Source organism: Microbacterium sp. GXF7504, from assembly GCF_054798235.1.
This window is the reverse complement of the sequence record NZ_JBSJZI010000004.1, coordinates 111,586-132,360: the sequence shown is the minus strand read 5'-3', so window position 1 is coordinate 132,360 and position 20,775 is coordinate 111,586. Positions and strand designations below refer to the sequence as shown.

21 protein-coding genes are annotated in these 20,775 nt (G+C 71.3%); 10 read left to right on the top strand and 11 right to left on the bottom strand.

What is annotated here, in order from left to right; genetic code table 11:
- The first annotated feature begins 89 nt into the window (after positions 1 to 89).
- The gene (gene uraD / locus ACWAUO_RS11225) at positions 90 to 614 is read left to right on the top strand and encodes a 2-oxo-4-hydroxy-4-carboxy-5-ureidoimidazoline decarboxylase (RefSeq protein WP_460775458.1); all 525 of its coding nucleotides are present in this window, start codon (positions 90 to 92) and stop codon (positions 612 to 614) included.
- Positions 611 to 946 (top strand): hydroxyisourate hydrolase, encoded by a 336-nt coding sequence (gene uraH, locus ACWAUO_RS11220; RefSeq protein WP_460775457.1) that lies wholly within the window; start codon positions 611 to 613, stop codon positions 944 to 946. Before uraD ends, uraH begins: the two co-directional genes overlap by 4 nt.
- 63 nt (positions 947 to 1,009) lie before the next feature.
- Here the strand turns inward: uraH and ACWAUO_RS11215 are convergent, their stop codons facing one another.
- Positions 1,010 to 1,543, bottom strand: a complete 534-nt coding sequence (locus ACWAUO_RS11215) for an adenine phosphoribosyltransferase (RefSeq protein ID WP_460775456.1) — start codon at positions 1,541 to 1,543, stop codon at positions 1,010 to 1,012.
- 81 nt (positions 1,544 to 1,624) lie between these two features.
- On the opposite strand from ACWAUO_RS11215, the gene ACWAUO_RS11210 reads away from it, so the two are divergent.
- Entirely contained in the window at positions 1,625 to 3,286 is a 1,662-nt protein-coding gene (locus ACWAUO_RS11210; protein ID WP_460775454.1) for a glycoside hydrolase family 13 protein, read from the top strand.
- 165 nt (positions 3,287 to 3,451) lie between these two features.
- On the top strand, positions 3,452 to 4,672 hold the full coding sequence (locus ACWAUO_RS11205) for an amidohydrolase (RefSeq protein WP_460775453.1): 1,221 nt from the start codon (positions 3,452 to 3,454) through the stop codon (positions 4,670 to 4,672).
- Here ACWAUO_RS11205 and ACWAUO_RS11200 read toward each other — a convergent pair.
- Positions 4,669 to 5,355, bottom strand: a complete 687-nt coding sequence (locus ACWAUO_RS11200; protein WP_460775451.1) for a Pr6Pr family membrane protein — start codon at positions 5,353 to 5,355, stop codon at positions 4,669 to 4,671. The two genes, ACWAUO_RS11205 and ACWAUO_RS11200, sit on opposite strands and share 4 nt — an antisense overlap.
- 55 nt (positions 5,356 to 5,410) lie before the next feature.
- Here ACWAUO_RS11200 and ACWAUO_RS11195 point away from each other — a divergent pair, with 55 nt between their 5' ends.
- On the top strand, positions 5,411 to 7,456 hold the full coding sequence (locus ACWAUO_RS11195; protein WP_460775450.1) for an APC family permease: 2,046 nt from the start codon (positions 5,411 to 5,413) through the stop codon (positions 7,454 to 7,456).
- 206 nt (positions 7,457 to 7,662) lie between these two features.
- Here ACWAUO_RS11195 and ACWAUO_RS11190 read toward each other — a convergent pair whose 3' ends face one another.
- Entirely contained in the window at positions 7,663 to 8,742 is a 1,080-nt protein-coding gene (locus tag ACWAUO_RS11190; protein ID WP_460775448.1) for a hypothetical protein, read from the bottom strand.
- Between the two features lie 123 nt (positions 8,743 to 8,865).
- On the opposite strand from ACWAUO_RS11190, the gene ACWAUO_RS11185 reads away from it, so the two are divergent.
- Together ACWAUO_RS11185 and sufU are read left to right on the top strand one after the other, a co-directional pair.
- On the top strand, positions 8,866 to 10,140 hold the full coding sequence (locus tag ACWAUO_RS11185) for a SufS family cysteine desulfurase (protein ID WP_460775447.1): 1,275 nt from the start codon (positions 8,866 to 8,868) through the stop codon (positions 10,138 to 10,140).
- Positions 10,137 to 10,574 (top strand): Fe-S cluster assembly sulfur transfer protein SufU, encoded by a 438-nt coding sequence (sufU, locus tag ACWAUO_RS11180; protein WP_460775446.1) that lies wholly within the window; start codon positions 10,137 to 10,139, stop codon positions 10,572 to 10,574. Before ACWAUO_RS11185 ends, sufU begins: the two co-directional genes overlap by 4 nt.
- A 92-nt stretch (positions 10,575 to 10,666) precedes the next feature.
- Here the strand turns inward: sufU and ACWAUO_RS11175 are convergent, their stop codons facing one another.
- From ACWAUO_RS11175 to ACWAUO_RS11150, 6 genes are all read right to left on the bottom strand, one after another.
- A complete protein-coding gene (locus ACWAUO_RS11175; protein ID WP_460775444.1) occupies positions 10,667 to 10,861 on the bottom strand; it encodes a hypothetical protein in 195 nt (64 codons plus the stop codon).
- Positions 10,862 to 10,997: 136 nt separating this feature from the next.
- Positions 10,998 to 12,530 carry a DEAD/DEAH box helicase gene (locus ACWAUO_RS11170; RefSeq protein ID WP_460775443.1) on the bottom strand — a complete coding sequence of 511 codons (1,533 nt, stop codon included), beginning with the start codon at positions 12,528 to 12,530 and terminating at the stop codon, positions 10,998 to 11,000.
- 275 nt (positions 12,531 to 12,805) lie between these two features.
- Positions 12,806 to 12,970: a hypothetical protein gene (locus tag ACWAUO_RS11165; RefSeq protein WP_460775441.1), complete on the bottom strand. Its 165-nt coding sequence runs from the start codon at positions 12,968 to 12,970 to the stop codon at positions 12,806 to 12,808.
- A 184-nt stretch (positions 12,971 to 13,154) separates the two neighbouring features.
- Positions 13,155 to 14,132: an SRPBCC family protein gene (locus tag ACWAUO_RS11160; protein ID WP_460775439.1), complete on the bottom strand. Its 978-nt coding sequence runs from the start codon at positions 14,130 to 14,132 to the stop codon at positions 13,155 to 13,157.
- Between the two features lie 49 nt (positions 14,133 to 14,181).
- Positions 14,182 to 14,520, bottom strand: coding sequence for an ArsR/SmtB family transcription factor (locus ACWAUO_RS11155; RefSeq protein ID WP_460775438.1), 339 nt, complete (start codon positions 14,518 to 14,520; stop codon positions 14,182 to 14,184).
- 49 nt (positions 14,521 to 14,569) lie between these two features.
- Positions 14,570 to 14,959: a TraR/DksA family transcriptional regulator gene (locus tag ACWAUO_RS11150; protein WP_460775436.1), complete on the bottom strand. Its 390-nt coding sequence runs from the start codon at positions 14,957 to 14,959 to the stop codon at positions 14,570 to 14,572.
- 75 nt (positions 14,960 to 15,034) lie between these two features.
- Here ACWAUO_RS11150 and purL point away from each other — a divergent pair, with 75 nt between their 5' ends.
- The 3 genes from purL to ACWAUO_RS11135 are packed head-to-tail and all read left to right on the top strand — an operon-like array spanning position 15,035 to position 18,443.
- Positions 15,035 to 17,398, top strand: a complete 2,364-nt coding sequence (gene purL / locus ACWAUO_RS11145; RefSeq protein ID WP_460775435.1) for a phosphoribosylformylglycinamidine synthase subunit PurL — start codon at positions 15,035 to 15,037, stop codon at positions 17,396 to 17,398.
- Complete coding sequence (locus tag ACWAUO_RS11140) at positions 17,395 to 17,526, top strand: hypothetical protein (protein WP_460775433.1); 132 nt, start codon at positions 17,395 to 17,397, stop codon at positions 17,524 to 17,526. Before purL ends, ACWAUO_RS11140 begins: the two co-directional genes overlap by 4 nt.
- Positions 17,527 to 17,573: 47 nt before the next feature.
- Positions 17,574 to 18,443 carry a hypothetical protein gene (locus ACWAUO_RS11135; protein ID WP_460775432.1) on the top strand — a complete coding sequence of 290 codons (870 nt, stop codon included), beginning with the start codon at positions 17,574 to 17,576 and terminating at the stop codon, positions 18,441 to 18,443.
- A 36-nt stretch (positions 18,444 to 18,479) separates the two neighbouring features.
- On the opposite strand, the gene ACWAUO_RS11130 is transcribed toward ACWAUO_RS11135, so the two are convergent.
- Together ACWAUO_RS11130 and ACWAUO_RS11125 are read right to left on the bottom strand one after the other, a co-directional pair.
- Positions 18,480 to 19,448: an aldo/keto reductase gene (locus ACWAUO_RS11130; protein WP_460775431.1), complete on the bottom strand. Its 969-nt coding sequence runs from the start codon at positions 19,446 to 19,448 to the stop codon at positions 18,480 to 18,482.
- Positions 19,449 to 19,532: 84 nt separating this feature from the next.
- Entirely contained in the window at positions 19,533 to 20,738 is a 1,206-nt protein-coding gene (locus ACWAUO_RS11125) for a cytochrome P450 (protein WP_460775429.1), read from the bottom strand.
- Positions 20,739 to 20,775 lie beyond the last annotated feature (37 nt).

Genomic DNA, 20,775 nt, shown 5'->3' with positions numbered 1-20,775 from the left:
GGTTCGCAGAAAGGGGGGTGGCTCGGCGGGAGGGGATGGCGGATGCGGCGGAAACGGACGCGTCACATCGGCTGGATAGGGTGTCCGCCATGCACCTCAGCGAGTTCAACTCCCTCGACCCCGACGCGGCGGCGCAGACCGTCGCGGTGTGGGCCGCGATCCCCGGCTGGGTGGACGCGGTCGTGGCGGGCCGCCCGTACGCATCCGTCGACGCGCTGGCCGCCTATGCGGGCGAGCTGGCCGACGTGTGGTCGCGCGCCGACCTCGATCAGGCCCTCGCCCACCACCCGAGGATCGGCGAGAAGCCGAAGGGGTCCGGCGCGGAGGCCGCCGCATCCCGGTCCGAGCAGGCGTCCATGCAGACGGCCGCGGACGAGGTCGCCGCGGCGATCGCGGCCGGGAACGCCGCCTACGAGCAGCGGTTCGGCCGGGTGTTCCTCATCCGTGCGGCCGGACGCACGCCGCAGGAGATGCTCGCCGAACTGCACCGCCGCCTCGGGAACGACGACACGACCGAGGCGCGTGAGGCGACGCAGCAGCTCGCGGAGATCGCGCTGCTGCGCCTGCGCACCGCGATCCACGACGACCGCACCGACCCGGAGGACGCGAAATGACCCCCCACCTGACCACGCACATCCTCGACGCCACCGCCGGCACGCCCGCGACCGGGGTCGCCGTCGCACTCCACCGGCAGGCCGACGACGGCTCGCTCGAGCACGTCGCCGCCGGGTCCACCGACGCCGACGGCCGCCTGGGCCTCGGGCCGGAGACGCTCGAGCCGGGGGTGTACGCCATCACGTTCGAGACCGGGGCGTACTTCGTGACCCGCGGCGTGGAGCACTTCCACCCGCGGGTCACGGTGCACTTCACGGTCGCCGACGCCCGGCACTACCACGTGCCGCTGCTGCTCAGCCCCTTCGCGTACTCCACGTACCGGGGCAGCTGACCGCCCTCACGGGTGGGCGGCGGCATCCGCTCTGCGCCGGGGCGCGGGGCGCGCGGCGGGGACTCAGGCGCGGAACACCGCGTGCAGGCCGTCCTCACCGAGCACCGCACGGCCGCCGAGGGCCTCGAGCTCCATAAGCACCGTGATGCCGGCGACCCGGCCACCGACGCGCTGGACGAGTTCACGGCCCGCGGCGAGCGTGCCGCCGGTGGCGAGCACGTCGTCGATGAGCAGGACCCGCGAGCCCTCGGGGATGTCGTCGTGCATCTCGATCGTGGCGGTGCCGTACTCGAGCGCGTAGTCGACGGCCGCGGCCGGACGCGGCAGCTTGCCCGCCTTGCGGATGGGGACGAGCCCCACGTCGTACGCCATGGCTGCGGCGCCGGCGAGCAGGAACCCGCGCGCCTCGATGCCGGCGACCACGTCGAACTCCCCCTCGAACGGGGCGACGAGCGCGTCGATCACGGCGCGGAGGGCGGGGCCGTCCGCCAGCAGCGGGGCGATGTCACGGAAGAGGACACCGGGCTGCGGGTAGTCGGGGATGAGGGCGATCAGGTCTTCGGCGCGCGAGAGGGCGTGCGGATCGGGATGCGGCACCCGTCAACTGTAGTCGTGAGCCGCTGAACGCCCGCCCGACGCCGTATCGAATCGATACGATTTTCCGGGTACCCTGGGTGCATGACCCAGCTGCACGACGCCGCGCCCACCCCCGGCTCCGAGTGGTGGCGCACCGCCGTCATCTACCAGATCTACCCGCGGTCCTTCGCGGACGCGAACGGTGACGGCATCGGCGACCTGCCCGGCATCACCGGCCGCCTCGGCGCCCTCGCCGAGCTCGGCGTCGACGCCATCTGGCTCAGCCCGTTCATGGTGTCGCCGCAGAAGGACGCCGGCTACGACGTCGCCGACTACTGCGACGTCGACCCGCTGTTCGGCTCCCTCGAGGACTTCGACCGGATGCTGGAGACCGCGCACGGCCTCGGCATCCGCGTGATCGTCGACCTCGTCCCGAACCACTCCTCCGACCGGCACGAGTGGTTCCAGGCCGCGCTGAAGTCGGCGCCCGGCAGCCCGGAGCGCGCCCGCTACATCTTCCGCGACGGCCGTGGCGAGCACGGCGAGCTCCCCCCGAACAACTGGGAGTCGGTGTTCGGCGGCCCGATGTGGGACCGCGTGATCGAGCCCGACGGCACCCCCGGCCAGTGGTACCTGCACATCTTCGACTCCTCGCAGCCCGACTTCGACTGGACGAACCCCGAGGTCCGCGCCGAGTTCCGCCGCATCCTGCGCTTCTGGCTCGACCGCGGCGTGGACGGCTTCCGCGTCGACGTCGCCCACGGGCTCATCAAGAAGGACGGGCTCCCGGACTACACCCCGGCCGACGACGCCGACTCGATGGGCGGCGAGGAGGACGACGTCCCCTACTGGGGCCAGCCGGGCGTCCACGACGTATACCGCGATTGGCATGAGGTGCTCGCGGAGTACCCGGGTCACCGCGCCCTGTGCGCCGAGGCGTGGCTGCCGACGCCCGAGAAGACCGCGCTGTGGGTGCGTCCGGACGAGATGCACCAGGCGTTCAACTTCCCGTACGCCATGACCGACTGGGACGGCCCGGCGCTGCGCAAGGTCATCACCGACTCGCTGCGCGCGTTCCCCGCCGTGGGCGCGCCCGCCACCTGGGTGCTCTCCAACCACGACGTGATCCGCCACGCGTCGCGCCTCGCCCTCACCGGCGAGAGCCCGCAGGGCGAGGGCATCGGCCCGATGTCCGAGGCGCAGCCGATCCCGGAGCTGGGCCTGCGCCGCGCACGCGCCGCCACCACGGTCATGCTCGCGCTGCCCGGTTCCGCGTACCTGTACCAGGGCGAGGAGCTGGGCCTCCCCGAGGCCGTGGACCTGCCCGACGACTCGCGGCAGGACCCGACCTGGTTCCGCACGAACCACGAGAAGTACGGCCGCGACGGCTGCCGCGTGCCGATCCCGTGGGAGGCCGATGCGCCGGCGTTCGGGTTCAACGCGACCGGCGAGTCGTGGCTGCCGCAGCCGGCGGAGTTCGGCCGTTTCGCCCGCGACGTGGAGCAGGGCGACCCCGACTCCACGCTGTCGCTGTACCGCACGCTGCTGCGCCTGCGCCGCGAGCACGCGCTCGGCGCCACCGAGCTGACGTGGCTCGACGGCTACGGCGACGAGGTCATCGCGTTCCGCAACGGCGACGTCGTCGTGGTCGCGAACACCGGCACCGAGCCGGTCGAGCCGCCCGCGGGCGACGTGCTCGTGGCGAGCAACCCGCTCGAGGGCGGGCTCCTGCCCGCCGACACCACCGTCTGGATCGCCGCGTAAGCCGCATCCCCACCGAGTGCGCATCCGTTGCGCGAGCGCGTATCCGATCGGGTGCGCACTCGCGGAACGGGTGCGCACTCGTCGTCCGCGTGCACGGATGCGGGGGCGTGCGCGGTCCGGGAGCACGGATGCGGCGGCGCACCCGCCGCACGTAGGCTCTGGCGCATGCCGCTCGACCTCGAGGCGATCTACATCGATCTGCACCGTCACCCCGAACTGTCGTTCCAGGAGGTGCGCACGGCGGAGGTGATCGCCGGCCACCTCGCGGGCCTCGGCATCCCGGCGGAGACCGGCGTGGGCGGCACCGGGATCGTCGCGCGGATCGACAACGGCGACGGACCCGTCGTGTGGCTTCGCGCCGACATGGACGCGCTCCCGGTCGAGGAGCGGACCGGCCTCCCCTACGCGAGCACCGCCCGCGGCGTCGACCCGAACGGTATGGACGTGCCGGTGATGCACGCGTGCGGCCACGACATGCACGTCACCGCCCTCCTCGGCGCGCTCGAGCGACTCCTCGCGACCCGGGACGAGTGGGCGGGCACGGTCGTCGCGGTGTTCCAGCCCGGCGAGGAGCTCGGCGCCGGCGCGCGGGCGATGCTCGATGCGGGCATCCTCTCGCGGCACCCGACCCCCGACATCGTGCTCGGCCAGCACCTGCACCCGCTGCCGGCGGGGGTCATCGGCGTGCGGCAGGGCACGCAGATGGCCGCCGCCGACGCGCTCACGGTGACGCTGCACGGCCGCGGCGGGCACGGCTCCCGGCCGCACGGCACGGTGGACCCGATCGTGATGGCGGCGGCGACGGTGATGCGCCTGCAGACCCTCGTCGCGCGCGAGGTCGACCCGCGGGAGATGGCCGTGGTCACGGTGGGCTCGCTCAACGCCGGCCTCAAGCACAACATCATCCCGACGGAGGCCGTGCTCGGGCTCAGCATGCGGTACGCCGACGACGACGCCCGCGAACGGATGCTGGCACGCGTCGAGCGCGTCATCCGCGCCGAGGCGGCCGCATCCGGGGCCGAGCGGGAGCCCACGATCGAGCGCGAGCACTCCCTCCCGCCGACCATCAACGACCCGGGCGCCACCGCGCGCACGGTGGAGGCGTTCCGCGCCGCGTTCGGCCCGGAGCGTGTGACCGATCCGGGCATGGCCACCGGCAGCGAGGACGTGTCGTGGTTCGCGCGCGACGCGGGCGTGCCGCTCGTGTTCTGGTTCTGGGGCGGTGCCGACCCCGAGGTGCACGCCGCCGCGAAGGCGAACGGCACGATCGACCGCGACATCCCCACGAACCACTCGCCGTTGTTCGCCCCGATCCTGCACCCGACGATCGAGCAGGGTGTCGCGAACCTCGTCGTCGCGGCGCGGACCTGGCTCGAATCGGCCTAGACGGTCACGGGCGCAGGACGGCCGACGCGGCCGAGCAGGCGGTCGATCGCGACGTAGACGAAGGCGACCGCCTCCAACGCGACCGCGAGCGCGACGATCCACACGGCGACGCCGCCCACCCCGAGCCGATCGACCTCCATGAACGGGTACGGGTACGGGCTGCCCCCGCCGAAGGTGCCGCCGAGCGCACCGTAGACGAACGCGAACGCGAGGTACGCGAGCGGGATGATCGCCCACAGCGGCGGGTCGAACCAGCGGAACCGCCCCTTCGGGGTGAACAGCAGCCAATCGAGGATCGTCAGCACCGGCGTGATGATGTGGATGAGGTCGTCGGTCAGTGTGAACGGTGTGTAGCCGTTGCCCTGCGTGAAGGTCTCCGGCACGAGCAGGATCAGGTAGATCAGCATCGTGACGGTGATGGCCATCATGACCGCACCGCCGAAGCGGGCCGAGGGTGTGGACCATCCGCGCGCACCGGAGCGGGCGAGGTCGCGGCCGGTGGCGACGGCGAGCGCCACGAACCAGCCGAGGCACAGGATGTTGCTCAGCACCGTGAAGTACAGGAACTGCACCCCGCTCACGTGACCGGAGAAGAGCCCGGTGATGCGCGCGATGCCCCAGAAGGCGACGAGGGCGGACAGGATGCGGAAGGCCAGCGCCGCCCGTCGGTCGGGGATGTACACGCGTCGATCGTATGCGGCGCACACCACCGTTGCGCACCGGCCGGGCGCGGGCGTAGTGTCACCCGCCGTGATACCTGACGACCGGAGTTCCGGCGCGGATCCGACACCCGACGTCCCCTTGGCCAAACGCATCCTCCTGGGTGACCCGCTGCCCTCCGGCGACGCCGAGGACCACCTCCTCCGCAAACGCATGGCGCTGCCCATCTTCGCCTCCGACGCGCTCTCGTCGGTGGCGTACGCCCCGCAGGAACTGCTGATGATCCTGCTCATCGGCGGCACCGCATTCCTCGCCTTCAGCCCGTGGATCGCGGCGGCGGTCGTGGTGCTGCTCGTCGTGGTCGTGCTGTCGTATCGGCAGCTGATCAAGGCGTATCCGTCGGGCGGCGGCGATTACGAGGTCGCGCGGACGAACCTCGGGGAGGTCCCCGGTGTCGTGGTCGCGTCCGCGCTGCTGGTCGACTACATCCTCACCGTCGCCGTGTCGGTCGCGTCGGGGGTCGACAACATCATCTCGGCGCTGCCGATGCTCGCTCCGTGGCGGGTGGAGCTTGCCGTGGGGTTCGTGGTGCTGCTCGTCGTCGTCAACCTGCGCGGTGTGCGCGAGGCCTCGCGCGCGTTCGCACTCCCGACCTACCTGTTCATCGGGTCGGTCGCGGTCATGGTCGCGGTCGGCGTCATCCGGTGGCTGCTCGGAGATCCGCCCGTCGCGGCGAGCGCCGAGTACGCGGTACAGGCAGACGACCTGTCGCAGGCCGCCGTGATCCTGCTCATCCTGCGCTCGTTCTCCAGCGGATGCTCGGCCCTCACGGGCGTCGAGGCGGTCTCGAACGGGGTCCCGGCGTTCCGGCGGCCCAAGGTCCGCAACGCCCAGCAGACCCTCACCGGGATGGGACTCATCGCCATCCTGCTGTTCGCCGGGCTGGCCCTCCTCGCGCTCGTGTCCGGCGTGCACTACGCAGAGGACCCGTGCCGGCTCGTCGGCTTCGACTGCTCGGCCCCGCAGCCGAGTCTCATGGCCCAGGTGGCGGCGGCGACGTTCGGGATGAACTCGGTGCCGTTCTTCGTGATCCAGGCGGCGACGGCCTGCGTGCTGCTGCTGGCAGCCAACACCGCCTTCAACGGCTTCCCGCTGCTCGGCGCCGTGCTCGCGCGCGACGGCTACGCCCCGAAGTCGCTGAACACGCGGGGGGACCGGCTCGTCTTCTCCAACGGCATGATCATCCTCGGCATCGCCGCGATCGTGGTGCTCGTGGCCTCGGGCGCGAGCCTGTCGATGCTCATCCAGCTGTACATCATCGGCGTGTTCGTCTCGTTCTCGCTCGGCCAGCTCGGCATGGTGCGGCACTGGCGGCGAGCGCTCCGCCGGATGCGGGCGCCCGACGGCCGGGGCGTCACCGGGTTCAGCCGCCGCGAGGTCAGGAACGGCCTGGTGATCAATGCGCTCGGGGCGGGACTGACCGCATCCGTCTTCCTCATCGTGACGGTCACGAAGTTCACACACGGCGCGTGGCTCGTCTTCCTCGCGATCCCGCTGCTCTCACTCGCGATGATCGGGGTCAACCGGTACTACCGCGATGTGGAGCACGAGATCGCCTACGACGACGACACCCGGTTCGGGGCGAGCGGCGACGTCGCGATCGTGCTGGTGGGCAAGCTCCAGAAGCCGGTCGCGAAGGCGCTCGACTACGCCCTCGCCGCTCGGCATCACACGACGATCGCGGTGCACGTGGCCGTCGACCGGGACGCCGCCGACGCGTTGCAGCGGCAGTGGCAGGAGCATCGGATGCCGGTGCCGCTGTACATCATCGAGTCGCCGTACCGCGCCTACGGCGGTCCCGTCTCCGCCTTCATCGACCAGTACCGCGCCAAGCACGGTCCGGCAGTGGTGACGGTCTACCTGCCGCAGTACATCGTCGGGCACTGGTGGGAGGCGTTCCTGCACAACCGGCGGGCGCGGCGTCTCGCGCAACAGCTGATGCTCGTGCACGGGGTGACCATCACGCTCGTGCCGTGGCTGCTGGATTCGTCCGAGCTGATCTACGGCCGCCGGTCGAGGCCGCTGCCGGGGCAGGAGCGCGCGGGCCGTCGCATCGGCGGGTGAGCGGTGGTGCGTCGGGCCGACGGACCCGATTCCGTCGGCCCGACACGATCCGGGGACGACAGGTCCGCTCCGGGCACCCTGGCGCGCGACGCCCCCAACTTCGTTACGCGACACCTCCGGAGCGGACCGTGTCGTGCGATTCACGCTAGCCAGCGACGGCGGCGGGAACCCGTTTGGACTGCAAGTCCGGACAATCCCGGACAGTCTCAGCGCGACGTCGGGAAGGCCGTGCGGGCGCGGCCGGCCGCATGGAGGTACATGATGACCGAGATCGCGGCATAGGCCAGGACCGCTGTCATGAGCTTGTCCCCGATCGAGACGCTGAGGTTGATCGCGGTGACGGTCCGCCAGACATTGTCAGCGATCTCGTGTATGCCGAGATTGGAATGCAGGAGCTGACCGTGGTACATCAGCACGTTGATCGGCGCGCCTATCAACGTGCACAGTCCCGCGACGAGCATGCTCAGTCCGAGGAAGCGCGTGAACGAGCGATCGGCGCGCCAGAGCCGCGCCCCGTACCCCCAGGCGAGCCCCGCCGCGGCGTTCACCAGACCGAAGACGATGGTCTCCGGGAGCGCGATCAACGACGCGAACGCATTGGTGAGCAGGCCCACGGCCGCGCCACGCCACGGTCCGAGCAGCACTGCGGCCACGGCGGTGCCGATGGTGTCGAAGTAGAACGGGCTGTCGAAGCGGTTCGCGAGGGTGCCGCCCACCATGTTGATGCTGATCGCAGCCACCATCACGACCGCCGCGAACTCCGGGGTCGCCGCGAGGCGTTCGGCGACGCTCCGCTCCTCCGTCGGGGGCGGGAGACGACGGGCCGGACCGGACGCCCCACGGGAACCGCGGGCCGTCACCGGCGTCGCGGATGGTGCGGGCTTCGCGGGAGGCACCGGTGAACGCCCCGTGCCTGATCCGTCCGCGGGTGAGGTTGAGGCGTGCGCGACCGACCCCGTGTTCGTCTCCTCGCCGCGAACGGCACCGGCCTGCGCGCGCAGACACCGGGTGCGCCACACCTCCGCCTCGTGCTCGTCACCGCCGAGAGCGAGCACGATCTCCGCGACGAGGTCGGCGTTCACACGACGACGGCCGGTGCGGAACACGTCGTAGACCGAGGACCGCGCGACCTGCGCGGCGGCCGTCGGAACGCCACAGGCCTCGCGGACGGCGCTGATCCGGGCCGCGATCTGCGCGAACGAGGGAGCGCCTGCCTCGAGGCGGCGCTCCTGCAGGGCTGCGGCGAACTCGTCGAGCGTCGCCGGTGCCGTGCTGGCCCCTGTCACATCCACTCCAGATCGACGGCTTGCTGAAGACAGCAGCATAATCCCCGGGCGGGAACGTTCCCGCCCGCCGATGTCACCCAGTGACACGGAGCGGGTCCACTCCCCCGCCCGTACCCTGGAGAGGTGACCCCTTCAGGCTTCGATCCGCTGCGCGTGCGCGCGGAGTTCCCCCTGCTCGCTCAGGAGGTGAACGGGCATCCGCTCGTCTACCTCGATTCCGGCGCGACGAGCCAGAAGCCGCAGCAGGTCATCGACGCCGAGGTCGACTTCCTCACCCGTACGAACGCCGCCGTCCACCGCGGCGCGCACACGCTCGCGGCCGAGGCGACCGAACTGTTCGAGGACGCCCGGCACACCGTCGCCGCGTTCGTCGGCGCCGACGAGGAGACCCTCGTCTGGACGCACGGCGCGACCGAGGGGCTGAACCTCGTCGCGTACGGGATCGGCAACGCCACCGCCGGTCGCGGCGGCGCCGCATCCGCGCACCTGGCGCTGCGCGAGGGCGACGAGCTCGTCGTCACCGAGACCGAGCACCACGCGAACCTCATCCCCTGGCAGGAGCTCGCCGTCCGCACCGGCGCCAGGCTCCGCCACATCCCCGTGCACGACGACGGGACACTCGATCTGGATGCGGCGGCCTCGATCATCGGCGTACGCACCCGCGTGGTCGCGTTCCCCCACGTCTCCAACGTGCTCGGCATCGTCAACCCGGTCGCGGAGCTCGTCGGGCTCGCCCGCGCCGCCGACGCGCTGACCGTCATGGACGCCTGCCAGTCGGCGCCGCACGTGCCGCTCGACCTTCCCGCGCTCGGCGTCGACCTGGCCGTCTTCAGCGGCCACAAGATGCTCGGCCCCTACGGCGTCGGCGGCCTCTACGGGCGCCGCGAGGTGCTCGAGGCGCTGCCGCCGTTCCTCACCGGCGGCTCGATGATCACCACCGTCACGCTCGACGACGCCGAGTACCTCCCGCCGCCGCACCGCTTCGAGGCCGGTACCCAGCCGGTGTCGCAGGCCGTCGGACTCGCCGCCGCCGTCCGCTACCTCGACGGACTCGGGATGGCCGAGGTGCACGCGCACGAGCGGCTGCTCGAGGCGCGGATGCGCGACGGCCTGCGGGGCATCGACGGCATCCGGATGCTGGGTGACGCGGATGCCGAACGCGTCGCGCTCGTCGCGTTCGAGGTCGAGGGCGTGCATGCGCACGACGTCGGGCAGGTGCTCGACGCCCGCGGCGTCGCCGTCCGGGTCGGCCACCACTGCGCACAGCCGCTGCACCGTCGGTTCGGGCTCACCGCCACGGTGCGCGCCTCCGCATCCGTCTTCAACACGGTCGACGACGTCGACGGGTTCCTCGACGCCGTCTCGGGCGTGCGCGCGTACTTCGGGGTGCAGGCATGAGCGGGCTCGACGGGCTCTACCAGGAGCTCATCCTCGACCATTCCAAGGCTCGCGACGGCTTCGGGCTCGCCGAGGAGGAGGGCGCCTGCGCGACCTCGCACCAGAAGAACCCGATCTGCGGCGACGAGATCACGCTGCGGGTGCGCCTGGACGGCGATCGCATCCGCGACGTCACCTGGGAGGGCGCGGGCTGCTCGATCTCGCAGGCGTCCGCCTCGATGCTCACCGGGCTCGTCGACGGCGTCGAGCGCGACCGGGCGACCGCGCTCATCGACGCGTTCCGCGAGGCGCTGCGCTCGCGGGGCAAGGTCGAGCTCGACGAGGACGACTTCGGCGACGCCGCGGCCCTCGGCGGGGTCTCGAAGTTCACCGCACGGGTCAAGTGCGCGATGCTCGCATGGGTCGCGCTCGAGGACGCCCTCGCCCGAGCCTGAGCAGCCCCGGTCGAGTTGCCTCACATGTACGCGACACGCCGCCGTGCGCGGACATCTGAGGCAACTCGATCCGAAACGGAACGCTGCGGGCGCTACAGCCAGACGAACGGGATCGTCAGCGTCAGCACGGCCGTGACGATGAAGATCGCGGTACCGGTGCCGATGAGGATCCACTGCATCAGCGGGCGGCGCACGACGGCGGCGACACCGAGGAGGAACAGCGTGATGGCCATGAGCGCGGTGTAGAGCCCCAGCGTGTCGCCGCGAAGGCCACCTATCGGCGACACGTCGGCTGCCTCCCCGGTCGACTTGCCTCAGATGTACGCGACGCGCGGTCGTACGCGTACATCTGAGGCAAGTGGACCGAGAACGGGTCCGCCCCCGTCGTGCGCGACGACGGGGGCGGACCCGGGAAACGAGCGGTCAGCGCGAGGAGCTTGACCACACGGTGGTCGAACCGCCGCCGCCCGACGCGCGGCGGTTGCGGCGCTGGCCGCCGGTGCGCCCGGCGCCGGATGCTGCGGGGCGACCCGTGCCGGACGCCGCGGCGGGGCGCTGCGCGCCCGCGGCCGCCGGTCGGCCCGACACCGTCGCGCCGGAACCGGCCTGACGGCGCTGGCCGCCCTGCCCGGCGCCCTGCGAGCGGCCCGAACCGCCACGGCCGGAGCCGCCACGACCCGAACCGCCGGCGTTGCCGCCGCGTCCGCCGCTGCCGTTGCCGCCGCGACCCGAGCCGCGCCCGCCGCCCTGCGGCTGCTGCTGCGCCTGCACGGGCGCGGGCTTCACGTACGCCGCGACCTCGCCGACGAGCTCCGCGACGGCCGGGTGGGCGGCGTCGACGGACTCGAAGTCGGCGCTGATCGCCGCCTGGCGCAGCATCTGAGACACGTCGCGCTTCTGCGAGGCGAGCACGACCGTGACGACCGTGCCCTCGGCACCGGCGCGCGCGGTGCGGCCGGAGCGGTGCAGGTACGCCTTGTGCTCGGTCGGCGGGTCGACGTGCACGACCAGCTCGACGCCGTCGACGTGCACGCCGCGGGCGGCGACGTCGGTCGCGACGAGCACGCGCACGCCGCCCTCGGAGACGGGTGCGCCGAACGCGGCGAGGTTCCGCTCGCGGGCGTTCTGCGACAGGTTGCCCTGGAGGTCGACGGCGGGGATGCCGGCGGCGGTGAGGGTCTTCGCGAGCTTCTTCGCCTGGTGCTTGGTGCGGGTGAAGAGGATGCGGCGGCCCTCGCCGGACGCGAGGGTGCGCACGAGCTCGTTCTTCGCGTCGTCGGCGACGAGCAGCACGCGGTGGGTCATCGCGGCGGCGGGGACGCTCGACTCGTCGACCTCGTGGCGCACCTCGTTCTGCAGGAACTTGCGGACGAGGCCGTCGATGCCGCGGTCGAGGGTGGCGCTGAACAGCATCCGCTGGCCGCCGGTGGGCGTCGCGCCGAGGATGCGGGTCACGACGGGGAGGAAGCCGAGGTCGGCCATGTGGTCGGCCTCGTCGAGCACGGTGATCTCGACGCGGTCGAGGTGGATGAGCTGCTGCTTCATGAGGTCGTCGAGCCGGCCGGGGCAGGCCACGACGATGTCGACGCCGGCGCGCAGCGCCTGCTCCTGCGGCTTCTGGCTCACACCGCCGAAGATCGTGGTGACGCGCAGACCGGAGGTCTCGGCGAGCGGCGTGAGGGTCGCGGCGATCTGCGTCGCGAGCTCACGGGTCGGGGCGAGCACGAGCCCGCGGGGGCGACCCGGGGTGCGGCGGCCGTCCGCGAGGCGGGCGACCATCGGCAGCGAGAACGCGAGCGTCTTGCCGCTTCCGGTGCGGCCGCGGCCGAGCACGTCGCGCCCGGCGAGCGAATCGGGCAGGGTGCTCTGCTGGATGGGGAACGGTTCGGTCTTGCCGGACTCGGCGAGGACCGCGGCCAGGCGTGCGGGCACGCCGAGGTCGATGAACGAAGGCATAGGGATGCGACTTTCGGGAAGAGCGCGATCGGAGTCGATCGCGGAACGTGGGCGACGGCGCGGATTCGCGCATCGGTTCGCCGCTCGAGAAGAGGCCCAGCGGTCCGAGACCGGGGCAGCGTATCGACGACGCAGGCGCTGGGAAGCGCCGCACCGACCCTAGCACGCGGCGCTGCGCATCGGTTGTGAGGCCCTGGGAAGACGAGGGAGGCCCCGATCCGTCTGGATCGGGGCCTCCCGGAAGCGGTCAGGCGGTCAGCTGAGCGCCTTGGCCTTCAGCGCATCGAACTCCGCCTGCGTGATGCGCCCGCATCCAGCAGCGCCTTCGCCTTCGCGATCTCGTCGGCGGGGCTCACGGTGCCGTCGCCTGCGAGCGACTTGATGCACTCGGCCTGGGCATCCTGCAGCTGCTGGGCCTGCGCGCGACTGCGTGCGCCCATGCCCCGGCCGCGGGCGATCAGGTAGAGATCGGTCCCTCTCGGATGCGGGTGGAGACGCGGTCGACGGGTTCCGACGCGCGTCAGGGCGCACAGCGCACCCCCTGATCCTGCGCGTCGGACGCCGTGCCCGTGCGCGGGCGGACGAAACGTCACCGTGGCGCTCACCCGCGACCCCACCCGCCTCTCACCCGGCGAGCACGGTCTCCAGCCGGGCGTAGCTCGTCTCCATGCCCTCGGTCATGCCGGTCGCCAGCACCGTGTCGCGCGTCTGCATGTCGGGGTACTCGATGAGGAGCGTGAGGAGGGTCGCGCCGTCCTCCTCGTAGAGCTGGAGGTCGTTCGTCGTCGACGGGTAGTCGGTGTCGGTCATGTGCTCGGTCGAGACCATGCGCCGCGTCGGTTCGACGAGCAGCGTCTCGCCGTCGAACCCGAACGCCTCACCCGGCGTGTCCCCCACCGGCGCCCAGGCATACCGGTAGCGGCCGCCGGGCGTGGGGTCGAGCTCGCAGACCGTCATCTCCCAGCCGTCCGGGCCCAGCATCCACTGCCGCAGCAGCTCCGGCTCGGTGTGCGCGCGCCAGACGAGGTCCTGCGGCCCTTCGATGAGACGCGTGATCCGCACGTGCGTGTCGTCGAGCAGGTCGGTGCGGGTGCCCTTTCCGCCGGCGTATGCGCGGAGGTCCTGCAGCACGGCGTCGAGCTGTTCCATTGCCATCCGCGACCCCTCGACGGCGCCCATCGCGACGACCTGGTCGAGCGCCTCCACCGAGGTGAAGTAGGTGATGTTGCGCAGGCGCGACCCCTGTTCGGTCTCCTCGACGAGGAAGCGCATGCGCATGGCCGGCATGTCCTCGACCGGCTTGCCGTCCTCGCCGTAGAACGCGTCGAGCACCTCGAACGCGTCCGGCTCGTCGATGCTGAGGAACTCCCAACCACCGCGGGACTGCTCACCGGTCGGGCTGGTCATGGCGTACCGCGCGCCGCCGCCGACCGTGAAGTCGAAGTGGGTGAACGTCGCGGGCCAGCCGGGAGGGCCCCAGAAGCGCTCGAGCTGGCGGGGGTCGGTCAGGGCGCGCCACAGTCGCTCGCGCGGCGCGTCGAAGTCGGCCACGAGCGTCATGGTGAGCTGGTCGGGATCGGTCGTGATGTCGGTGACGGGCATGTCGGTTCCTCACGGATCGTGGATGCGGCGGCATGCCGGCCGCATCCGGTCACGGTTCTTCGGACAGCAGTGCGTCGAGTCGGTCGATGCGTGCGCGCCACAGCTGCTCGTAGTCGGCCAGCAGGCGGCGGGCGCGGGCGATGGTCTCGGGGCGCGCGCGGACGAGTCGTTCGCGCCCCTCCGCCCGCTTGATCACCAGTTCCGCCGCTTCCAGCACGGCCACGTGCTTCTGCACCGCCGCGAACGTGACCTCGTAGGCCGCGGCGAGTGTCGAGACGGACTGCTCCGCCTCGATGGTGCGCCGCAGGATGTCACGGCGCGTGGCGTCGGCGAGCGCGCGGAAGAGCCGGTCCACCGCGGCGTCGTCGAGTTCGTAATGTACAACCATTTGGTTGCACGTTAGACCTGTGCGGGCGCGTGCACAACCCCCGGATGCCTCAGCCCCCGGTCGCCGCCTGACACGCCACGCACATGGTGGCGAAGGGGCGCGCCTCGAGCCGCGCCGCCGGGATCGGCTCGCCGCAGCGCGCACACACCCCGTACGTGCCCACTGCCACGCGCGCGAGCGCGGCCTCGACCTGGGCGCGCTCGGCGAGGGTGGCGCGGCGGAGCGCCTCGACCCGCTGCCACTCGCCGGAGAGCGTCGACCCCTCCGGGTCGTGCTCGTCGTCGGCCGTCCCGTCGGCGCGGTCGACGCGGAGGCTCGCCTCGTCGTCGTCGAGCCTCGCGAGCATCGCGTCGAGAGCGTGCGCACGGGCGGCGAGCGCCGCCGCGGGGCCGGTGGCGACCGCATCCGACGCGGCCGGATCGGACTCGGACGAGGACATGTGTGGAGACTACGCCCGACCTGTGGTGGTGCGGCCCGACGCAACTAGACTGGTCGCGTCCGGCACCCGCGATCCATGGAGCTCAGCCGCGTGACCACCCCCACCGAGAACCCCACCGCCGCGCGTCCCGTCGCCGACACCGTGGAGAACGCCATCGCGACGCCTGAGAAGGAGCAGCCGTACGCGGCGCTCGGCCTCAAGGACGACGAGTACGCGAAGATCCGCGAGATCCTCGGCCGCCGCCCCACCTCGGGCGAGCTGGCCATGTACTCGGTCATGTGGAGCGAGCACTGCTCCTACAAGTCCTCGAAGATCTACCTCCGCAAGTTCGGCGAGAAGGTCTCGGACGAGATGAAGACCCGCCTCATGGTGGGCATGGGGCAGAACGCCGGCGTCGTCGACATCGGCGAGGGCTGGGCGGTCACCTTCAAGGTCGAGTCGCACAACCACCCGAGCTACATCGAGCCGTTCCAGGGCGCCGCGACCGGCGTCGGCGGCATCGTCCGCGACATCATCTCCATGGGCGCGCGCCCCGTCGCCGTCATGGACCAGCTGCGCTTCGGCGCCATCGACCACCCCGACACCGCCCGCGTCGTGCACGGCGTCACCAGCGGCATCTCGTTCTACGGCAACTGCCTGGGCCTGCCGAACATCGGCGGCGAGACCGTGTTCGACGCGGTCTACCAGGGCAACCCGCTCGTGAACGCGCTCGCGGTCGGCGTCATGCGCCACGAGGACATCAAGCTCGCGAACGCCACCGGCGCCGGCAACAAGGTCGTGCTGTTCGGTGCGCGCACCGGCGGCGACGGCATCGGCGGCGCGTCGATCCTCGCCTCCGACACGTTCGCCGACGGCGGCCCGACCAAGCGCCCCGCCGTGCAGGTCGGCGACCCGTTCGCCGAGAAGGTGCTCATCGAGTGCTGCCTCGAGCTCTACCGCGACGAGCTCGTCGAGGCCATCCAGGACCTCGGCGCCGCCGGCATCTCCTGCGCGACCAGCGAGCTGGCCGCCAACGGCGGCTCCGGGATGCGGGTCGACCTCGAGAACGTGCTGCTGCGCGACCCGTCGCTCACGCCGGAGGAGATCCTCATGAGCGAGAGCCAGGAGCGCATGATGGCGATCGTCGCGCCGGAGAAGCTCGACGCGTTCCTCGCGGTCGTCGGCAAGTGGGACGTCGAGACGAGCGTGCTCGGCGAGGTGACCGGCGACGGGCGCCTGCAGATCTTCTGGCACGGCGAGCAGATCGTCGACGTCGACCCCTCCACCGTCGCGGTCGACGGCCCGGTGTACGAGCGCCCGGTCGCGTACCCGACGTGGATCGACGCGCTGCAGCAGGACTCCGCGGCGGCCCTGGCCCGCCCGACCGACGCGGAGACGCTGCGCACGCAGTTCCTCGACCTGCTCGGCAGCCCAAACCTCGCCGACACGTCGTGGGTCACGAACCAGTACGACTACTACGTGCTGGGCAACACCGCGCTGAGCTTCCCCGACGACGCCGGCATGATCCGCGTCGACGAGCAGTCCGGCCTCGGCTTCGCGATCGCCACCGACTGCAACGGGCGCTTCTGCCAGCTCGACCCGTACCAGGGCGCCAAGCTCGCCCTCGCCGAGGCCTACCGGAACGTCGCCGTCACCGGCGCCACCCCGACCGCGGTCACCGACTGCCTGAACTTCGGCAGCCCCGAGAACCCCGAGGTCATGTGGCAGTTCTCGCAGGCCGTCGAGGGCCTCGCGGACGGCTGCCTCGAGCTCGGCATCCCGGTCACCGGCGGCAACGTCAGCTTCTACAACCAGACCGGCGACGTGCCGATCCACCCGACCCCGGTCGTCGGCGTCATGGGCATCATCGACGACGTCGCCCGCCGCATCCCGAGCGGCTGGCAGGACGCCGGCGAGAACATCTACCTGCTCGGCATCACCCGCAACGAACTCAGCGGCTCGGCGTGGTCGCAGGTCGTGCACGACCACCTCGGCGGGCGTCCCCCGGTCGTCGACCTCGCCGGGGAGAAGCGCCTCGGTGAGCTGCTGCGCGCGGCGTCCGACCAGGGGCTGGTCTCGAGCGCGCACGACCTGTCGGCCGGCGGCCTCGGCCAGGCACTCGCCGAGGGCGTCATGCGCTTCGGCGTCGGCGCCCGGGTGTGGCTGCGCGAGATCCTCGAGCGCGACGGGGTGGATGCCGCATCCGCCCTGTTCTCGGAGTCGACCGGCCGCGTCATCGTCACGGTGCCCCGCGAGGAGGACGTGAAGTTCCGCGGGCTGTGCGAGGGACGCGACTACCCGGTGCTGCGGATCGGCGTGACCGACATCGCCACCGACGGCGCGGCCGCCCTCGAGGTGCAGGACCTCTTCACGGTGTCGCTCGGGGAGCTGCGTTCCCGCTCGCGCGCCACCCTGCCGGCCGCCTTCGGTCCGACCGTCACCGAGGAGGTCACGGCGTGACCGACGACGAGATGGACGACCTGCGCACCCGGCGCCAGTTCCGGATGCGGGTGACCGCGTGGATCGTGATCATCTCGCTCGTGCTGGTCGGCGGCGGCTCGACCGTCATCGCGCTGCTGTTCGGCTGATCCACCGTGCCGGCCGGCGCCGGACGGACCGCGGCTAGCATGGCAGGGTGGAGCCGATTCTCGTGTTCCTCACCACATGGTGGTGGGCCGCGCCGACGGCCGCCGGTCTCGGCGCCATCGGCTATGCCGGCCTGACCACCGGACGACGGCGCTCGAAGCGCCTGGCGGTCGACGCGGCACGGCACGAGGAACGCGAGGCCCTGAACCGGCTGATGCAGGCGCAGGCCGACACCCGTTCCGCGCAGGCGGTGGTGCTCGCCGCGAAGGCCAACCGGGGCGATCTGCGCGGGATCCTCGACGCCCGTGCGGCGCTGCAACGCGCGAAGCAGGCGCAGCGTGCGGCCGCACTCGCGCTGAAGGCCGCGCGGGCGCACGTCCGCGCCGAGCGGGTGCGCGCCCAGTCGGTGCGCGGCGACGACCTGCCGTTGCCGAGGCTCATGCGCGAGCACGACGCACTCACCGCGCGGTGGCTCGAGTACGAGACCGACGTCGAGAACGCCATCGCCTTCCCGCAGATGAGCGACCCCCATCATCCCGTCACGGCCGCGTTCCTCCGGGCCCAGCAGGAGGCGCTGCAGCTGCGCCCGGCGTCGGCGGGCGCACGGATGCGGCCGGAGGAGTTCGTCGCGTACCGTGCGGCGGTCCGCCGTGCGACGGAGGCGTTCGAGACGGCGGAGGATGCGGCGCTGCGGGCGTCCGCGACGCGGCGACCGGTCCGTCCGGCGGCACCACCGCGTGCGACCCCGCGGCCGTCGCCGCAGGCACGGCCGGCGGAACCGGAACCCGTCTCGGAGCCGCGGCGGGAACCCGCGGCCGAACCGCATCCGGGAGCCGCAGCCGAGACCCCACGGCCCGAACCGGTCCGGCGAGCGCCCTGGCCGGTGCCCCGCCGAGACCCGCGACCCCCGGCAGGGTGACCGGGCTATGGGCACCGATCGTTGCTCACCCCGTGCTCAGTACCCGATCGGGGATCGGGGCCTGTACGCGCTCTCCAATCGACTGCGCTCATCCTCGGTCAGCGTGATCTCGAGTGCAGCCACCGCGTCATCCAGGTGGTGGGGTGCGGTGGCGCCGGCGAGGGCGACCGCGACGACGGGGTTCGAGAAGACCCAGGCCATGGAGATCTGAGCCATGGGGACACCGCGCTCGCCCGCGATCTCTTGGGCTGCGCGGATGATCTGTTCGTCGCCGTCCCCGAAGAACCGCTTGCCGAAGCCGTCGTGCTCGGAGCGTCGCGTGGTGGTCTGGAACGGTCGAGCAAGCCGCCCTTGGGCCAGTGGACTCCAGACGATGCTGTCTACCTGTTCGTCCGCCAGCAGACCGAACATTTCGCGCTCCTCTTCTCGCTCCAGGAGCGAGTAGTGGTCCTGCATGCTGATGAACGGTGTCCATCCGTTCGCGCGTGCTGTGTATTGGAGCTTCGCGAATTGCCACGCGTGCATCGAGGACGCGCCGAGGTAGCGGACTTTGCCTCCTTCGACGAGCTCGTGGAGTGCTTCCAGGGTTTCCTCGACCGGGGTCTCGGGATCGAATCGATGGATCTGGTAGAGATCGATGTAATCGGTTTGCAATCGTCTCAGGGATGCATCGATCTGTTTGTTGATCGCCCGTCGTGACAGCCCTCGGTCGTCCGCGGCCGGTCCGACGGGGTAGTACACCTTCGTGGCCAGAACGATCTCGTCCCGCGTGGTCAAGGACGTGAGTGCCCTGCCGATGAATTCTTCTGAGGTGCCTCCGCCGTAGATGTTCGCCGTGTCCCAGAACGTGATGCCGAGGTCGAGCGCGCGCCGGAGCACCGGTCGCGACTCGGACTCGGAGAGCGACCATTCGTTGAATCCCGGGACATGCTCGCCGATGCTCATGCAACCGAGTCCTATGCGGCTCACGGTGAGGTCGGTGCCTCCGAGGGTCGTGTACTGCATGAAGCTCCTGCTTGTCAGAGGGATCGGGGGCAACACGCAAGCAGACGGCCCGAGCGCTGGGCCCAGGCCGTCTGTGCGTTCGGATCAGGCGGGGGTGAAGGTGGCCCGGAACTCGGACACCATGTTGAACCGTGGGTTCGCAGGGCGACGCAAGTCGGCTGTGACGGTGATGTCGGATACGCGCTCGAGGAGCTGCTCCAGGAAGACCCGCATCTCTCGCCGTGCGAGATGCTCACCGAGGCACTGGTGGGGGCCGCCGGCGCCGAACGCGACCTGCTTGCTCGCATCCCGAGTGATGTCGAAGCGCTGAGGGTCCTCGAAGACCCTGTCATCGAAGTTGGCCGCCTCATAGTACATGACGACCTTGTCGCCCTCGGCGATCTGCTGTCCGTTGAGTTCGATGCCTTCGGTGGCGGTGCGCCGCCAGGCCACGACAGCGGAGGTGTAACGGCAGAACTCGTCGACGGCTTTGGGGATGAGAGTTCGGTCGTTCTTGAGCAGCTGCCACTGCTCAGGGTTCTTGGCCAGCTGCCAGAGGCCGGTGGCCAGGGAGGAACCGGTCGTCTCGGCACCGGCGCCGATGAGGAGGGACACGAAGCCTCCGACCTCCAGATCGGTGAGCTGGCGGCCCTCGACTTCGGCGGTGACGATGCGGCTCATCACGTCGTCGCCCGGGTTCGCCCGGCACTTGGCCGCGAGAGCGGTGCCGTACTCGATGAGCGCTCGGTGTGCGGCGTTTCCCTTCACGCGGTCTGTTCCGAATGCGAGGTAGGTCCATTCGACGAACTGGTCGTGGTCCTCCTTCGGCATGCCGAGCATGTCGGCGATGACGCGCACGGGGTAGGAGTTCACCAGGTTCGTGACGACATCGACATCGGGCTCTGCGATGAGTTTGTCGATCACATCGTTCGCGTTCTCACGGATCTTGTCGAGGATGCGGTCGAGGTAGCGCGGGGCGAAGGCGGGGCCGACGATGGAGCGCCAGATACGGTGCTCCGGGTCGTCCATGTGGAGCATTCCGAGCGCGCGGACGCGGTCCTCGGGCCATTCCTCGGGCTGTGTCCCGCCCCGGGTGCTGAACGTCTGCGTGTTCCGGGTCACCGCGGTGACATCTTCGTGGCGAGTGATCGCCCAGTATCCCGCACCTCCCTCCGGTGCCCACGGAGCGGGGACTTCGGGGTGGAATGCGACCGGCATCCGGTCACGCATGACGCGGAACGCGTCCGCTCTGTCGGGACGTGCCCAGAAATCCGGTCGGGAGAGGAGTAGGTCGTCCGTCTCGTCGACCATGGCCTTGGTGTCAGTCATCTCGTGAGCTCCTTCGCTC

Coding starts and splice junctions, on each gene's coding strand:
- ACWAUO_RS11160 (WP_460775439.1), bottom strand. CDS start 14,132: ATGCCCGTCACCGACATCACGACCGATCCCGACCAGCTCACCATGACG.
- uraH (WP_460775457.1), top strand. CDS start 611: ATGACCCCCCACCTGACCACGCACATCCTCGACGCCACCGCCGGCACG.
- uraD (WP_460775458.1), top strand. CDS start 90: ATGCACCTCAGCGAGTTCAACTCCCTCGACCCCGACGCGGCGGCGCAG.
- sufU (WP_460775446.1), top strand. CDS start 10,137: ATGAGCGGGCTCGACGGGCTCTACCAGGAGCTCATCCTCGACCATTCC.
- ACWAUO_RS11205 (WP_460775453.1), top strand. CDS start 3,452: ATGCCGCTCGACCTCGAGGCGATCTACATCGATCTGCACCGTCACCCC.
- ACWAUO_RS11155 (WP_460775438.1), bottom strand. CDS start 14,520: ATGGTTGTACATTACGAACTCGACGACGCCGCGGTGGACCGGCTCTTC.
- ACWAUO_RS11165 (WP_460775441.1), bottom strand. CDS start 12,970: ATGGGCGCACGCAGTCGCGCGCAGGCCCAGCAGCTGCAGGATGCCCAG.
- ACWAUO_RS11130 (WP_460775431.1), bottom strand. CDS start 19,448: ATGCAGTACACGACCCTCGGAGGCACCGACCTCACCGTGAGCCGCATA.
- ACWAUO_RS11210 (WP_460775454.1), top strand. CDS start 1,625: ATGACCCAGCTGCACGACGCCGCGCCCACCCCCGGCTCCGAGTGGTGG.
- ACWAUO_RS11170 (WP_460775443.1), bottom strand. CDS start 12,530: ATGCCTTCGTTCATCGACCTCGGCGTGCCCGCACGCCTGGCCGCGGTC.
- ACWAUO_RS11125 (WP_460775429.1), bottom strand. CDS start 20,738: ATGGTCGACGAGACGGACGACCTACTCCTCTCCCGACCGGATTTCTGG.
- purL (WP_460775435.1), top strand. CDS start 15,035: ATGGAGCTCAGCCGCGTGACCACCCCCACCGAGAACCCCACCGCCGCG.
- ACWAUO_RS11150 (WP_460775436.1), bottom strand. CDS start 14,959: ATGTCCTCGTCCGAGTCCGATCCGGCCGCGTCGGATGCGGTCGCCACC.